Here is a 13,943-nt window from a genome sequence, read left to right as displayed (position 1 = left end):
GACGAGCATGATCGTGGACAGCAAACGGCAGCAGCCAGGTCATGATGCTGTGCGCGTGCTCGGCAACCCGACAGCCTGCACAGCTCCGCTTCCGAAACCGTCTGCCGTATCCGGATTCGCCGCAACGCGGAGGCTATCGCGCGGACCTCCGGCATAACCCGGTGTCAGCTGCGCTCCGCGCGCGAAATTCTCTGCTCGATCGATGCCTGTCTGTTTAGCCGCAGTACCTGATGCCCGACCGGAGAAAACCGTGAATCAAGCGTTACCCGTCATATCGCTCGAAAGCTCCGCTGACACAAAACCTTTCGGACTCGATCTGAAAAGGCGGATGCGGGAGTGTGATGAGTTCTTCCGATTGCCCGAACTCGCGCATTTATCCGCGAACCGCCGCCGCACCGCATTGGAGCAACTCCAACAAACCGGCAGCTACGTGCAGACCGCCGAGGAGATCCTGATCGGCGCAAAGCTCGCGTGGCGCAACCATGCCCGCTGCGTCGGGCGAAAACACTGGCGATCACTGAAATTGCTCGACGCACGGCGGGTGCGCTCGGCCCGCGATCTGGCCGAGGTCTGCTGGCAGCACCTGCATATGGCGACCAACGGCGGCGCCATCCAATCGATGATCACCGTCGGACCACCGCGCCAGGCCGACGGCCGCGAATTCCGCATCGTCAGCCCACAACTCATCCGCTACGCCGGTTATCGCAATGGCGACGGCACCGTCACCGGCGACCCGGCCAATATCACGATCACCGAATTCGCGATGAAGCTCGGCTGGCGCGGCGCGGGCACGCCCTTCGACATCCTGCCGGTGCTCATCAGCACTCCGGACGAGCCGATCCGCTGGTTCGACATCCCGCCCGAATTGGCCCGCGAGGTCGAACTCGAACATCCCGAATTCGACTGGTTCGCCGGACTCGGCCTGAAATGGCATGCGCTGCCCGCAGTTTCGAATATGAACCTGGAGATCGGCGGCATCACCTACCCGTTCGCACCGTTCAACGGCTGGTATATGGGAGCCGAAATCGGCGCACGCAATCTCAGTGACACCACCCGGTACAACATGTTGCCGCTCGTCGCCGAAATGATGTGCCTGGATACCAGATACGAGCGTTCACTGTGGCGCGATCAGGCCCTGGTCGAATTGAATCGCGCTGTGCTGTACAGCTTTCGGAAGGCGGGGGTGTATATCGTCGACCATCACACGGTCGCCAAGCAGTTCTGCGACCACGTCAATCGGGAGCAGGCCGCGGGCCGTAAATGCCCGACCGATTGGAGCTGGATCAATCCGCCGATTTCGTCGGGCGTGACCCCGACCTTCCACCGCTACTACGACGAACCCGAGCCGGATCTGCGCCCGAATTTCGTGCGGCGGGACTTCGGCGGGGAAGGCGAAATCTGATCTTCGTTCGGCAGCGGTAGTGCGGTTGATGGGCAAGAATGGGGCCATGGCACGGCGTTCCATGGGTTCGAAATGGGAAGAGTTCGGCGCGCATCTCGAGGGTGCGCCGGGACAGTTGCCGGTCGAGGTGCGGCGGTCGATTCGGGCGCGGGCCTCGGGTGAAGAAGGTGCGGCCGGGGTCCCCGATGATCTCGCCGATTTCGTCGAGCTGGTCGCCGAACGCTCGTATCGGCTCACCGAGAAGAACATCACGACGCTGGCCGAGGCGGGACGCAGCGACGACGAGATCTTCGAGGCGGCTGTGGTCGCGGCCTACGGCGCCGCCGACCGACGGCTTCGCGCCGCCCGCCGCTGCTGGGAGGGGCGCTGAAAATGTGGCTCGACGCAGTCGAATCCGGCCAAGAACTCCCGGCCCGAATCATGTTCGCGACCATGCAGCGGTTGGGTCGCACCGAGGTTCCCGCGGTCATGAAGGTCATCTGCTACCGGCACCGCTATTTCGGCACCCCGCTTTCCGATCTCATCCAGGACGCCATGCGCGGACCGTCCTTCTGGACCGTCGCCGAACGCGAAATCTTCGCAACCAGGGCCTCCCAGTCCAATGAATGCCCCTTCTGCGACTCCGCGCACCGGGGTATCGCGAGCGCGTATATCGCCGCGGATCTGGTCGATGAAGCCCTGGCCGACGGCGACAATTCGCCCCTGCGTCCCGAAGCCCGCGCCATGCTCGAATTCATCGGCAAAATGGTCCGCGATCCCGATGGCCTCACTCCCGGCGACGCCGACAAAGTCCGTGAGGTCGGCGTCACCGCCGAGGCTTTCGACGAGGCCGTCTGGGTAGCAACCCTTTTCAACGTCATCAACCGAGTGATGAATACCGTAGGTGCCGAGGCGCTCGAAGCCGGCGAAGCCCAAATCGGCGCCCGCTTCATCAAAGCCTTCGGTTACCGGACCCCGCCTCCCGTCCGCTACCTTTCCCGCGGCGCTTGAATCGCTCGAGAGGGGCGAATCCTTGCGCACTCGGCGTGACCGACACGATGCCCACGAAGGCATGATCCTGGCCAGCCGCCACCCGAATCGGCTAATGCTGTAATCGCCTGGACTACAGCGTATTACAGGTTCGCGAGTGCAGCGGATGCGCCGCTGAGGGCGGCGGATCGATGACGAGGTGCTGACGCGAATCCGACAGGCCGCGCGTCACAGCCGGGCGCCGTTGACCACCAGTGCCACGTCGATATTGTCTCGCGTGGCGTTGGAGTACGGGCACACCTGATGAGCCGTTTCGACCAGCTCGATCGCCTGTTCGTCGGTGACCGAGGGCAGCGTAATACGCAGTTCGACACCGAGCTGGAATCGGCCGCCGTCGATCGGGACCAGTGACACCGACGAGTCGATGAGCGCGTCGTTCGCCTCGAGCTCGGCTCGCCGCCCGATCAGTGCGAGCGTCGTGCCGAAACAGGCGGCATACCCGATCGCGAAGAGCTGCTCGGGATTTGCGCCCTCCCCGTCGCCGCCCAGTTCTTTGGGCTGTCGCAAGTCCAGATCCAATCGACCATCGGATGTGCGCCCGTGGCCGTTCCGGCCGCCGGTGACGTGTACCTCGGCCGTGTACAGCGCAGTGGTCATTCTCGAACTCCCTTCGTAGGTAACAGAATAGAACATTTGCACTTCAAAAACAGGAAGTCAATAGTTTAGTATCTGGTAATTAAGAGGACCGCGATACCGGTCTAGCCGAATCCGCCGATCGAGTTCTGCCCCCGCTGCGCAAGGAGATTCACCAATGACCACGTTCGTTCTGGTACACGGCGCTTGGCACGGCCCCTGGGGCTGGGATCGCGTCATCCCGCTACTGCACGCCGACGGGGCGCGCACGCTCACCCCCGATCTCAGCGGCGGTGGCGACCAGGGACTCCACGACCATGCCGCCGCGGTCATCGCGGTACTCGACACCCTTCCCCGGGACGATGAGCTGGTGCTTGTCGGGCACAGTTATGCGGGCCTGGTAGTCCGGGAGGCAGCGGACGCGCGGCCCGGCATCGTCGACCACATCGTTCTCGTCGACGGATGGTCCGGGGGCGACGGTGCCAGCATGTTCAGCTTGGCGCCCGCTTCCTTCGTCGAAGCTGTGCACAACGCGGCCGAGACCTCCGGTGACCGATCGCAGATTCCGGCGCCGCCCGCCAGCGCGTTCGGCATCGTCGATACCGACACCGCGGCCTGGCTCACCGCACGTCTGCTCCCGCACCCGCTGCGCACGTTCACCGAGCCCACTCGTTTGACCGGAGCCGTCGACCGGATTGCCGGAACGGCCATCTGCTGCCGGCCACAGACCTACCCCTTCGACCGGTTCGCCGCAGCCGCGGGATATCGGACCCTCGCATTGAACGGCCCGCACAATGTCATGCTGACCGCACCGGAGGCACTTGCCGAAATGCTCCTGACCTCGTGCTTGTTCAAAAATGAGAAGCGCAAAGTTTAGAGTGATGAAGTGGAACAGCGATCGTACAACCAGTACTGCGCGACCGCGCGCACCCTCGATATCGTCGGCGAGCGCTGGACATTGCTGCTGATCCGCGAACTGTTGACCGGACCCAAACGGTTCAGCGACCTGCAGGCCAGCCTTCGCGGTCTCGGCACCGGTCTGCTCGCCGCACGCCTGAAACATCTGGAACGTGAGGGACTGGCAGAAAAGATCACCCTCCCGCCCCCGGCTCGCACCCCCGCATACGCCCTCACCGAGGCCGGCGCGGAACTCGAGTCCGCGATCCTGGCGCTGGCCCGGTGGGGTCTGAAGTGGGCGATGAGCGAACCGCATCCCACCGAGACGTTTCACCCGGGCTGGGCAGTCCTCGGTCTACGGGCTTGCTTCAATGCCGAGGCCGCCACCGGACTCCGCGCGGTGTACGAGTTCCGCATCGGCGAGGAGTTCTTCCACACCCGCATCGATGACGAAACGATCGAGACATTGCACGGACCCGCTCAACACCCCGACGCGATCATCACTATCAGTGAGCAGGAGTTCCTCCGCCTGACCAGTCAACGCCGGACGTTCGCCGAGGCGATCGAAACCGGCGTCGCATCCGCGACCGGTGACAAACAAGCCCTGCGCAGGATCAAAAACCTGTTTCACCTGCCGCCACCATCCGCCCGAAAGTCGGACCGGTAAGGCCGGGGGTCGTCACTCCTGGTCGGAACGAGCCGCCCGTCCAACGCACTCTCGATCGTCGGGTGCCTGTGCTGCGGCGGAGTCGGCTTCCTCGCTAGGTGCCGCTACGTGCTCGGCGTGGGCGGTTGTCGTGGGAAGGTCCGGATCGGTGCGGGGAATGAAACGACATACGCCGGTCCGGGAACGTGACGAAAGTCTGACGACGTGGCCGGGTTGCGGCAATTGTTGCGCGGTTGGCCGCAGAATCGGGAGCATGACCTCGGAAAACGATGGCGTGGACGGTAGGCGGGTACGGCACCGGAACTTGGGGTGGTGGTGATATGCGGGTGCTACTGACCGGTGCGGCTGGGTTTATCGGCGTGCGGGTGCATCGGGAGTTGATTGATGCGGGGCATGAGGTGGTGGCGATCGATGTGATGTTGCCTGCGGCGCACGGGGTCGGTGCGGTTGTTCCGGAGAACGTGCGGTTGGTTGACGTGCGGGATGCGGATGCGCTGGATTCGGTGTTGCGGGGGATTGATGTGGTTTGTCATCAGGCGGCGGTGGTGGGGGCGGGGGTGAGTGCGCAGGATGCGCCTGCTTATGCGAGTCATAACGACTTGGGGACCGCGGTCTTATTGGCGGCGATGGATCGGGCCGGGTGTCGACGGTTGGTGTTGGCTTCATCGATGGTGGTTTATGGGGAGGGGCGGTATCGCGGGGCTCGGGCCGTTGAGGTCGGGGTGCGCAGGCGCGGGGATCTCGAGAACGGGATGTTCGAGCATCGGGATCCGGATTCGGATGAGGTGATGAGTTGGGAGGCGGTGCCGGAGAATGCTCCGTTACGGCCGCGGAGTCTTTATGCGGCGGCGAAAGTGGCGCAGGAGCACTATGCGGCCGCGTGGGCGGCGGTAACCGAATCCGGGGTCACCGCATTGCGCTATCACAATGTCTATGGCCCCGATATGCCGAGGGACACACCATATTCCGGAGTCGCCGCGATCTTCCGATCCGCGCTGGAGGCCGGTGCGCCGCCGCAGGTTTTCGAAGACGGCAGGCAGGCGCGGGATTTCGTGCATGTCGGTGACATCGCTGCGGCGAATCTCGCGGCGGTCGAATATGCGCATACCGGTTTTGTTCCGCTCAATATCGCCTCGGGACGTCCGATCACCATCGGCGCGGTAGCCACCACGTTGGCTGCGGCGCGTGGTGGCCCCGAACCGGTGATAACCGGACGCTATCGCCCCGGCGACGTGCGGCATATCGTCGCGAGTCCAGAGCAGGCGCAACGGATTCTGGGATTCACCGCGCAGGTGGATCCGCTCGACGGCCTTGCCGAGTTCGCCTTCGCGCCGCTGCGCGCGGTTGCCGGGGCGGGTGCGCCGGTCGCGTAGTTCAGTTTCCGTTGAGCGGTAGCCGAACTTCGAAGCGGCAGCCCTGCTCTCGGTTCTCGGCGTGGATATCGCCGTGGTGGGCTTCGACCAGACCCGCGGCGATCGCGAGCCCCATACCACTGCCGGAGGACACGCCGTCGGAGGCGACCGGGGAGCGCGCGGCGGTGCCGCGATAGGCGACCTCGAAGATTCGTGGCAGATCGGCCTCGGAGATGCCCGGGCCGGTGTCGTCGACGCGCGCCCAAGCCTGGCCGTTGGCGGTGCCTGCCGATATCGCGACCTGGCCGCCGGGTGGGGTGTGCGCGATCGCGTTGGAGACCAGGTTGGTCAGCACCCGGCCGAGGGCTCGATCGCTCGCCGCGACAACGATTTCGGAGTCGGGCTGTTCCGCGCGCAGGAAGACTTCGGCGCGTTCGGCATTCGGTCGGTTCGCTGCCAGCACCTCATCGATCAACTCGCGCAGATCGACCGGCTCCAGTTCCAAACGCAACGCGCCCGCATTGATCTTCGACATTTCGAACAGATCGTCCACCATGACCGACAGCCGATCCGTCTCGCGCACAATCTGTTCCGCGTAGCGCGCCACATCGTCGGTGCCGGTGACTACGCCGTCGGAAAGTCCCTCGGCCATCGCGCGGATTCCGGCCAGCGGGGTCCGCAGGTCGTGGCTCACCCAGGCGACGAGTTCGCGGCGCGAGCGCTCCGCCATCCGCTCTTGCTCGCGGATCTGCATCTCCCAGACGGTCTTGCGGGCCTGTTCCCGCCCGAGCAGTAGGGCCGCGGGCACGGTGACCGCCGCGACGACCGCGAGCACGACCGCCGTGCGCTCGAGTTCATCGGTGAACATCAACCCGCTGACCCCGATAATGCCCGCGAGCGTGGACAGCGTCGGGATCAGCACCAGCACGGCCATGCTCGCGGTCATGGAGCGATTGCTGGTGGTGCGCAGAATCGCCGCGCCGATGGCGACGATCGGCAGCGAACAGGCCAGCGCATAGCCGATCAATTGCAGGGTGTTCTCAGGCACTGGATTCTCCATTCCGGCCCCAGATGTAACCGCGGCCCCACACTGTCTCGATCCGGTGCCGGTCACCGAGTTTCGCCCGCAGACGCTTGATATGCACGGTGACGGTGGACAGGTCGCCGAAATCCCAGCCCCATACTTTGGCCAGCAGTTCCTCCCGGCTGAACACCTGGTGCGGGTGGCGCAGCAGGAAGACGAGCAGATCGTATTCGCGCGCGGTCAGGTCGACCGGCCCGCCGTCCACCAGCGCCGACTGCGAATCCGGCCGCACCTCGACCGCGCCGTCGCGCAGTACCTCCGTGCTCGGCTGCCGCGTCGCCTGCGAACGCCGCAGCACCGAGGCGACCCGCAACGCGAGCTCGCGGGCGCTGAACGGTTTGGTGACGTAGTCGTCGGCACCCGCCTCCAGGCCGAGCACGCGATCGTCCTCGTCGCCGAGGGCGGTGAGCAGGATGATCGGGGTGTCCGGGCGCGGGCCGGAACGCACCGCGCGGCAGATTTCGATGCCATCGGGGGCGGGCATCATCACGTCGAGGACGGCCAGTTCGACGGGGTCGCCGGTGGGCTCGGTGAGTTGTGCCATGGTCGAGGCGCCGTCCCAGGTTTCCACGACGGTCAGTCCGTCGCGTTCGAGATAGCGCCGCACCACATCACGGACCAGTGGGTCGTCGTCGGCGATCAGAATGCACATGGATTACCAATTCGTCAGGATCGTGTGGGCGAGTACGAGCGTGCCGAGCGCTTGCAGGAATAGCCAGACTCGGGCGGTGGACCGCGGCAGAAACGCGGTCGCGGTAAGCAGCCAGACGTCGAACGGCAGCCAGATGCGCTCGGTCTCCGCCTTGCTCAGGCCACTGAGGTCCGCCACCAATATCGCGCACAATCCGGCCGCTACCAAGAGCGCGGTCGCATCGAATGGTCTGCGCAGTGCGCTCGGTAGACCGGCGGCGGTGGCCAGGCCGACCGCACAGACGGTGGCGGCGAGATTCGCCCAGATCCAGTACGCGTACGGACGCTCGGAGGCGATGCCCTGGTAGTACCGCTCGACCACCAGGTGATAGCCATCCAGCCACCAGAAACCGGCCAGCGTGAAGGCAACCACGACGATCAGCGCGCCGAATACAGCAGGTAGCAGCGGCCGGACGGTTCGGCCCGCGACCAGGACAGCGACCGCGGGTAGGGCCATAACCACGAGGCCGTAGCTGAGGTAGATGCCGAGCCCGAAGAGCACACCGGAAGCGACCGCGACCAGCGGCCGCCGGATCGCGATCGCCAGCAGCGCCACCGCCCATGTCGTGACACCCGCGAACATGGCATCCGCCGAAACCGCCATCCATATCGCGGCGGGCGCTATCGTCAAGAACGGCAATGCCTTTCGGGCTCGATCCTCGGCACCGAGCGCGCGCAACGTGGCCGCGACCGCGACGATCGCACTGGACCCGATCAGTAGACACACCATTCCCGCCCAACCACCGCCGCGCAGGCCGATGCGATCGAGCAGGACGAAGAACAGCAGCGCGCCGGGTGGATGCCCGGAGACGTGGGTCGTCCAGGAATCCGGTTGGAAATCCAGGATGCGGCCGGAGAATCCACGCAATGTGGCCGGGATATCGCGGACGCCGGGGACCTCGTGCAGATATTCGTGGGAGTCGGTGAGTCGTCCGGCGAATCCGCGCTGCCAGCCGTCGATCATGGCCAATGCGAATGCCCAGGCCAGAGCAGTCACCCAAGACACCGCGAGCAGGCGCCGCCAAGGCAGCGACTCGGCTATCGCTGGACCGAATCGGATAACCGATATCGCGATCGCGACGGCCGGTACCGAACCCCATCCGACATGCGACAACCAGTTGCCGAAGATGGGGGCTGACCCCGCGTAGAGCTTGCTCCGCCAGTGTTCGCTGGCAATTCGCGGAACCAAGAATGCTGTCAGGGTGAGTGCGGCGGCAATGCCTGCTCCCAGATGCTCGCCACGTATCCGGCCGCGCGGCCGTGTCGCGGCCTCCGTCACGTCATGCACGACCATCACGATAGGGCCGCATCGCCTGGAAACCCCGTGCTCGAGCGGTTCTGAACGCGGATGTCACTGTTTCGTCACCAGTTTCGCGGCCTCGATTCGGCCGGGCTGGCCTAGCGTCGAGAAGGTGACCGAGACCCTCCACAACCCGGGCGGCGTGACCGTTGTCATCCCGTGCCGAGACGAAGCTGAGGCGTTGCCAGGTGTGCTCGCGGCCATCCCGGCCGGGTTCCATGCGCTGGTCGTGGACAATGGCTCGACCGATGCGACGGCCGAGGTGGCCCGCCGGTGCGGCGCCGCCGTCGTATCCGAGGCGAGCCCCGGGTACGGGGCCGCCGTGCAGGCCGGGATCGACTCGGCCAGAACAGATTTGGTCGCCTTTCTCGATGGTGACGGATCGATGGATCCGGGGGAGTTGCCGCCGTTGGTCGAATTGGTGCGGGCGGGTGCCGATTTGGCGGTCGGACGGCGTAAGCCGGTGCGTCGCGGTGTGTGGCCGTGGCATGCGCGGCTCGGCAATCTGGTCATCGCCGGGCGGTTGCGTCGCCGATACGGGCTACCCGTGCACGATATCGGTGCCATGCGGGTGGCCCGCCGGGCCGCTTTGCTTTCCCTCGGACCGCTGCACACCCGCTCCGGCTATCCACTGCAGCTGCTCATCGGCGCGGCGGGAGCAGGGTGGCGTGTGGTCGAGCGCGATATCGCGTACCGGCCCCGGTCAGGTGGTGTTTCGAAGGTATCCGGATCGTGGCTCGGCACTCTGCGCGCCACTCGCGACTTCTTGGCGGTGCTGCGATGAATTACTTTCGACCGTCGCCCGTGGCCGCGACGCTATTGGTGCTGGCCAAGGCCCCGATTGCTGGGCTCGCCAAAACTCGTCTGACGCCGCCGCTTTCACCGCGTGACGCTGCCCGAGTCGCTGCGGCGTCGCTGCTGGACACTTTGGAGTCGATGTCGCGGAGTCCGGTTGCGCACCACGTCGTCGCGTTCACCGGCGAGCTCGCGGATGCGGAGTATGCGGATGAAGTCGCGAGGGCGCTAACCGGTTTCGAGCTCATTCCGCAGCGCGGCACAACTTTCGGTGAACGCCTGGCCAATGCTCACGCCGATGCCGCGCGTCACGGATTGCCGGTATTGCAGATCGGCATGGATACCCCGCAGATCGGCCCGGAGGTCCTGACCTGGGCCGCCCGCGAGCTCGTCTTGCGCGGCGACGCACTGCTCGGTCTCTCCGACGACGGCGGCTGGTGGGCGCTCGGGCTGCCGACACCACAGTCGGCGCGCACACTCGTCGACGTCCCCATGTCGACCGATCGAACTGGCGAACTCACCCGAGAAGCCATGCAGGACTGCGGACTTCGATTGCGCTCGCTGCCGCGCTACAACGATGTCGATACCTTCGCCGACGCACTCGAGGTGGCGCGCGAATCCGACGGGCGGTTCGCGCGCTTGATCCACCAGCTGCACCATGCCCTGCTGGCACACCGATGAGCGGTATCGATATCTTCGATCTCGCGCTGGCGGGTGAGGACTGCTGGGTGCGCGATGCGGACGGACGGCGTCACCCCCTGCGCACCCGGCGCTGGCTGGGTTTCGACGATGTCGACGGTCCGGCCGATGCGGCGCTGACCTGCTGTTGCGACGGTCCAACGCTGGATCTGGGATGTGGTCCGGGCCGGCTGGTTGCCGCGCTGCTGCGACGCGGGATCATCGCATTGGGTGTCGATATCTCGCCGATGGCCGTGGCTACCACCAGGTTTCGTGGAGCGCCCGCACTGCAGCGGGACCTGTTCGGGCCGCTACCCGGCTCCGGTCGTTGGTCCTACGCGATTCTTGCGGACGGCAATATCGGGATCGGAGGCGATCCGGTCCGCTTGCTGACCCGCACGGGTGAACTCCTTGCTGGCAATGGCATCGCGGTGGTCGAATTCGCTCGTCCCGGTGCGGGTGTGGTGTCGAATCCGATTCGGCTGGAGACGCGAGACCGAGTGGGGGAATGGTTTCCGTGGGCGCGCGTGGGGATCGATCGCGCCGAAGAGCTGGCTGCGGCGGCCGGGTTCCGCGTGGTGGCGGCGGTGGAGGTGTCCGGCCGGCATATCGCCTGGTTGCGCTGGGGCAGGCCCGCTTCGAGTAGTCGGTGGGTGTTGTGATGAAGCGCGGCAGCTGGATGGAAACGCCAGCGCGATTTCGTACGAATTTCGCCCGTTGGTCTGGCGTCACGAAGGGCATCAGGGAACAGGCGACTGCCGCGCGCCCGCGGGTGACATCCGCACGCGGACCCGCGGTCGCGAGTCGCGTGGGGATCGCTCTGGGCAGTGCGATATTGCTGTGCTTCGGCACCGGTTTGCTCAGCCACTGGATTCAGCATCCACCGAGCTGGTTCTGGTGGCCCGCCCACCCTGTGTGGCTGTATCGGGTAACCCAGGGCGCGCATGTGATCTCGGGTGTCGCCGCGATCCCACTGCTGCTGGTGAAGCTCTGGGCGGTGTACCCCAGACTGTTCCACCGCCCGATCATCGGTTCGCCATTGCGAATCCTCGAACGCGGCTCCATCGCGATCCTGGTCGGCGCGACGATCTTCCAGCTGTCGACCGGCCTCCTCAATATCGCCCAGTACTACCCGTGGAAGTTCTTCTTCCCGACCGCGCACTACGCCATGGCCGCCGTCGCCGTCGGCGCACTGGCCGTGCATTTGGCCGTCAAACTTCCCGTCATCCGGGACGCGCTGCAACATCGGCTGGTCGAATCCCCGACCGAGCCGCCTGCCGACACCAGTACGCGGCCGCACATCTCGCGACGTGCGGTGCTGACGGGTGCCGGTGTCGCTGCCGTCGCAGCGGGGTTGGCCGTTGCCGGGCAGACGATTCCGTTCCTGCGCTGGGCTGCCGTGCTCGCGCCGCGCAGTGGGTACGGGCCACAGGGGGTTCCGGTCAACCGATCGGCCGCGGCAGCCGGGGTTGGTGACCGGGCCCGTGATCCCGAGTACCGGTTGACGGTCACCATTGGCGATCTGCAGCGCCAATTCACCAGGGACGAACTGCTTTCCCTGCCGCAGACTCGGGCACGATTGCCGATTGCCTGCGTCGAAGGCTGGAGCGCGGGAGCCGACTGGTCCGGGGTGCGCCTGCTGGATTTGCTGGCGGCGGTCGGCGACTATTCCGGTGGCGATATCCGCTTCCGCTCGCTGGAGCAAACCGGCATCTACGGGAGTTCGATTCTCCCGCAACGTCATGCGGTCGACGACAGCACCCTGGTCGCCCTGACCATCAATGGTGAAACCCTCGATCTCGACCACGGCTACCCATGCCGTCTCATCGCACCCAACCGACCCGGCGTCCTGCAAACGAAATGGCTGTCCGAAATCGAGGTGCTGCCATGATCGCGGCCCGCATACTGCTGCTCGTCGTCGGCGGCTGGCTCGGCTGGTACGGCATCAGCGCGTTATTCGACCTACCCCCAACAGATCTCGACTCGGTCGCGATCTGGTTCGCGGGCGGAATCCTGCTGCATGATGCGGTCTTCGCCCCGATCTGCGCCGCACTCGGGCTCACCGCTCGCCACCTGCTGCCACGCACCTGGTGGGCCGTCACCGCCTGCGGTGCCATCTGCTCGGTCGCGCTGGTACTGATCGCCCTCCCGGTCCTCGACCGTGGCGACGGCATGCCGAGCAATCCCACCGTCCTGGACCGCAACTATCCCGTCGGACTGGCAGTCGCCTTGATCCTCGTGTGGTCGCTGGTCTTCCTCACCCACGCTGTAACCGGTCGGTCCCGCCGACGATCTCGGGATGCTATTTCCATGAGGGTAGCGTCGGCCGCACGCCACTGAGGTCTGCGCCTTCCGAACGACCAAGGAGCCAGGCGAGCAGCGCGGATGCGGGCCCGCTGACGGTGTGGTCCGCAGGCCCACTCCCGATGGTCGTGGTGAAACCCGTATCCGTGGTTCGCACCTCGAACGCGGTCGCCTGATCACCCTCAGCAGCAATCCCCTTGGTCAAATCGGCAGCGGCCCGTGGAAGCAGCCGAGCAACGAAATCCTTTGGCCAGTCACCAGGTTGGTAACCGGCCGCCAAATCGACATGATGGATCTCCACCTCTTGCAGCCGCATCCAAATGACCTCGCTCGCCGGAATAGGCCGCCCCTGCCGGGTCCGGACGGTTGCCGTCCACGCCTCCTCGGGAGCGGTCTGCGCAAGCGCCAGCCAGCGATTCGCCGCCGCTTCGCTATCGGCCAACTGCTCGGCAAGTGGCCGCGGCGCACCCGCCTCGATATCGGCATCCCGGATGAACATGCTGGCGTACTGCGGCGTTTCGATCCCGGTCCGCGCCCAGAGCAGCAGATTGACCAGACTGTCGGCATTGCGCGCGATGTGCGCGAGCAGATGTCCCCGCGTCCACCCGGGCAGCAGCGAGGGCACGGTCACGTCATCGTCGAGCCCTCGAATGGTGTCGAGCAGACGGTTCGTCGCCGTGGCGACCGTTTCGAGTTGAACGGTGGTCTCCGGCGCGTCGCTGGTCACCGAACCGACATTAGCGATCCGAACCCGGAACCGTCGCACAAATCGCGTCCGCCTCGATCTCCACCAGCAGCGCGGGCGTGATCAGCGCCTTGATCTCGTACATCGACGCGGCCGGACGGATATCGCCGAATACCTCGGCGTGCGCCTTCGCGACCTCGGGCCAGCGAGCGATATCGGTGACGAAGATCCGCGTCCGGACAACATCGGCCAGGCTCGCACCCGCCTCGGTGAGTGCGGTGCCGATGCGGCGCAGTGCTTCTCGAGTCTGCTCGCCGATATCGTCGCCGCCGATCGCATTGCCACCGGGCAGCGAGGCCGTGGTGCCGCTGACGGCGACGGTATTGCCGACGCGAACCGCCCGCGAGTAGCCGACGATATCCTCGAACTCCGAACCCGACGCGATATTCATCCGATCACCCATGGCGACAGCATGACACCAACTGGT

17 protein-coding genes are annotated in these 13,943 nt (G+C 65.7%); 11 read left to right on the top strand and 6 right to left on the bottom strand.

Annotated elements, in window-relative coordinates:
• Positions 1–328: 328 nt before the first annotated feature.
• From OIE68_RS30985 to OIE68_RS30975, 3 genes are read left to right on the top strand one after another with little or no spacing between them, the layout of a single operon-like run.
• Positions 329–1,402, top strand: a complete 1,074-nt coding sequence (locus OIE68_RS30985) for a nitric oxide synthase oxygenase (protein ID WP_327094535.1) — start codon at positions 329–331, stop codon at positions 1,400–1,402.
• Between the two features lie 46 nt (positions 1,403–1,448).
• On the top strand, positions 1,449–1,772 hold the full coding sequence (locus OIE68_RS30980) for a hypothetical protein (protein ID WP_327094534.1): 324 nt from the start codon (positions 1,449–1,451) through the stop codon (positions 1,770–1,772).
• A gap of 2 nt (positions 1,773–1,774) precedes the next feature.
• Entirely contained in the window at positions 1,775–2,392 is a 618-nt protein-coding gene (locus OIE68_RS30975; protein WP_327094533.1) for a hypothetical protein, read from the top strand.
• 207 nt (positions 2,393–2,599) lie between these two features.
• On the opposite strand, the gene OIE68_RS30970 is transcribed toward OIE68_RS30975, so the two are convergent.
• Positions 2,600–3,028: an organic hydroperoxide resistance protein gene (locus tag OIE68_RS30970; protein WP_327094532.1), complete on the bottom strand. Its 429-nt coding sequence runs from the start codon at positions 3,026–3,028 to the stop codon at positions 2,600–2,602.
• Between the two features lie 154 nt (positions 3,029–3,182).
• On the opposite strand from OIE68_RS30970, the gene OIE68_RS30965 reads away from it, so the two are divergent.
• The 3 genes from OIE68_RS30965 to OIE68_RS30955 all read left to right on the top strand — a co-directional run bounded on the left by OIE68_RS30965 (position 3,183) and on the right by OIE68_RS30955 (position 5,941).
• Positions 3,183–3,881, top strand: a complete 699-nt coding sequence (locus OIE68_RS30965; protein WP_327094531.1) for an alpha/beta hydrolase family protein — start codon at positions 3,183–3,185, stop codon at positions 3,879–3,881.
• 9 nt (positions 3,882–3,890) lie between these two features.
• The gene (locus tag OIE68_RS30960) at positions 3,891–4,568 is read left to right on the top strand and encodes a winged helix-turn-helix transcriptional regulator (protein ID WP_327094530.1); all 678 of its coding nucleotides are present in this window, start codon (positions 3,891–3,893) and stop codon (positions 4,566–4,568) included.
• A 320-nt stretch (positions 4,569–4,888) separates the two neighbouring features.
• Complete coding sequence (locus tag OIE68_RS30955; protein ID WP_327101880.1) at positions 4,889–5,941, top strand: NAD-dependent epimerase/dehydratase family protein; 1,053 nt, start codon at positions 4,889–4,891, stop codon at positions 5,939–5,941.
• Position 5,942: 1 nt separating this feature from the next.
• Here OIE68_RS30955 and OIE68_RS30950 read toward each other — a convergent pair whose 3' ends face one another.
• The 3 genes from OIE68_RS30950 to OIE68_RS30940 are packed head-to-tail and all read right to left on the bottom strand — an operon-like array spanning position 5,943 to position 8,982.
• Positions 5,943–6,968 (bottom strand): HAMP domain-containing sensor histidine kinase, encoded by a 1,026-nt coding sequence (locus OIE68_RS30950; RefSeq protein ID WP_327094529.1) that lies wholly within the window; start codon positions 6,966–6,968, stop codon positions 5,943–5,945.
• Positions 6,961–7,656 (bottom strand): response regulator transcription factor, encoded by a 696-nt coding sequence (locus OIE68_RS30945; protein ID WP_327094528.1) that lies wholly within the window; start codon positions 7,654–7,656, stop codon positions 6,961–6,963. Before OIE68_RS30945 ends, OIE68_RS30950 begins: the two co-directional genes overlap by 8 nt.
• A 3-nt stretch (positions 7,657–7,659) precedes the next feature.
• Positions 7,660–8,982 carry a hypothetical protein gene (locus OIE68_RS30940; protein WP_419150587.1) on the bottom strand — a complete coding sequence of 441 codons (1,323 nt, stop codon included), beginning with the start codon at positions 8,980–8,982 and terminating at the stop codon, positions 7,660–7,662.
• 124 nt (positions 8,983–9,106) lie between these two features.
• On the opposite strand from OIE68_RS30940, the gene OIE68_RS30935 reads away from it, so the two are divergent.
• The 5 genes from OIE68_RS30935 to OIE68_RS30915 all read left to right on the top strand — a co-directional run bounded on the left by OIE68_RS30935 (position 9,107) and on the right by OIE68_RS30915 (position 12,807).
• Entirely contained in the window at positions 9,107–9,778 is a 672-nt protein-coding gene (locus OIE68_RS30935; protein WP_327094527.1) for a glycosyltransferase family 2 protein, read from the top strand.
• Positions 9,775–10,470: a TIGR04282 family arsenosugar biosynthesis glycosyltransferase gene (locus tag OIE68_RS30930; protein WP_327094526.1), complete on the top strand. Its 696-nt coding sequence runs from the start codon at positions 9,775–9,777 to the stop codon at positions 10,468–10,470. Before OIE68_RS30935 ends, OIE68_RS30930 begins: the two co-directional genes overlap by 4 nt.
• On the top strand, positions 10,467–11,129 hold the full coding sequence (locus OIE68_RS30925) for a class I SAM-dependent methyltransferase (RefSeq protein WP_327094525.1): 663 nt from the start codon (positions 10,467–10,469) through the stop codon (positions 11,127–11,129). The genes OIE68_RS30930 and OIE68_RS30925 overlap by 4 nt, the downstream gene beginning before the upstream one ends.
• Positions 11,130–11,275: 146 nt before the next feature.
• Positions 11,276–12,358 (top strand): molybdopterin-dependent oxidoreductase, encoded by a 1,083-nt coding sequence (locus tag OIE68_RS30920; RefSeq protein WP_327094524.1) that lies wholly within the window; start codon positions 11,276–11,278, stop codon positions 12,356–12,358.
• Positions 12,355–12,807 carry a hypothetical protein gene (locus OIE68_RS30915; RefSeq protein WP_327094523.1) on the top strand — a complete coding sequence of 151 codons (453 nt, stop codon included), beginning with the start codon at positions 12,355–12,357 and terminating at the stop codon, positions 12,805–12,807. Before OIE68_RS30920 ends, OIE68_RS30915 begins: the two co-directional genes overlap by 4 nt.
• Here OIE68_RS30915 and OIE68_RS30910 read toward each other — a convergent pair.
• Both OIE68_RS30910 and OIE68_RS30905 read right to left on the bottom strand, forming a co-directional pair.
• Complete coding sequence (locus tag OIE68_RS30910; protein ID WP_327094522.1) at positions 12,770–13,498, bottom strand: maleylpyruvate isomerase family mycothiol-dependent enzyme; 729 nt, start codon at positions 13,496–13,498, stop codon at positions 12,770–12,772. The genes OIE68_RS30915 and OIE68_RS30910 overlap by 38 nt on opposite strands.
• Positions 13,499–13,508: 10 nt before the next feature.
• Positions 13,509–13,919, bottom strand: a complete 411-nt coding sequence (locus tag OIE68_RS30905; protein ID WP_327094521.1) for a RidA family protein — start codon at positions 13,917–13,919, stop codon at positions 13,509–13,511.
• Positions 13,920–13,943: the final 24 nt, after the last annotated feature.

It is taken from the genome of Nocardia vinacea (assembly GCF_035920345.1).
Taxonomy (GTDB): domain Bacteria; phylum Actinomycetota; class Actinomycetes; order Mycobacteriales; family Mycobacteriaceae; genus Nocardia; species Nocardia vinacea_A.
This window is presented reverse-complemented; position numbering and strand designations above follow the sequence as displayed.

Coding starts and splice junctions, on each gene's coding strand:
- OIE68_RS30965 (WP_327094531.1), top strand. CDS start 3,183: ATGACCACGTTCGTTCTGGTACACGGCGCTTGGCACGGCCCCTGGGGC.
- OIE68_RS30970 (WP_327094532.1), bottom strand. CDS start 3,028: ATGACCACTGCGCTGTACACGGCCGAGGTACACGTCACCGGCGGCCGG.
- OIE68_RS30955 (WP_327101880.1), top strand. CDS start 4,889: ATGCGGGTGCTACTGACCGGTGCGGCTGGGTTTATCGGCGTGCGGGTG.
- OIE68_RS30985 (WP_327094535.1), top strand. CDS start 329: ATGCGGGAGTGTGATGAGTTCTTCCGATTGCCCGAACTCGCGCATTTA.
- OIE68_RS30945 (WP_327094528.1), bottom strand. CDS start 7,656: ATGTGCATTCTGATCGCCGACGACGACCCACTGGTCCGTGATGTGGTG.
- OIE68_RS30905 (WP_327094521.1), bottom strand. CDS start 13,919: ATGGGTGATCGGATGAATATCGCGTCGGGTTCGGAGTTCGAGGATATC.
- OIE68_RS30915 (WP_327094523.1), top strand. CDS start 12,355: ATGATCGCGGCCCGCATACTGCTGCTCGTCGTCGGCGGCTGGCTCGGC.
- OIE68_RS30925 (WP_327094525.1), top strand. CDS start 10,467: ATGAGCGGTATCGATATCTTCGATCTCGCGCTGGCGGGTGAGGACTGC.
- OIE68_RS30930 (WP_327094526.1), top strand. CDS start 9,775: ATGAATTACTTTCGACCGTCGCCCGTGGCCGCGACGCTATTGGTGCTG.
- OIE68_RS30975 (WP_327094533.1), top strand. CDS start 1,775: ATGTGGCTCGACGCAGTCGAATCCGGCCAAGAACTCCCGGCCCGAATC.
- OIE68_RS30980 (WP_327094534.1), top strand. CDS start 1,449: ATGGCACGGCGTTCCATGGGTTCGAAATGGGAAGAGTTCGGCGCGCAT.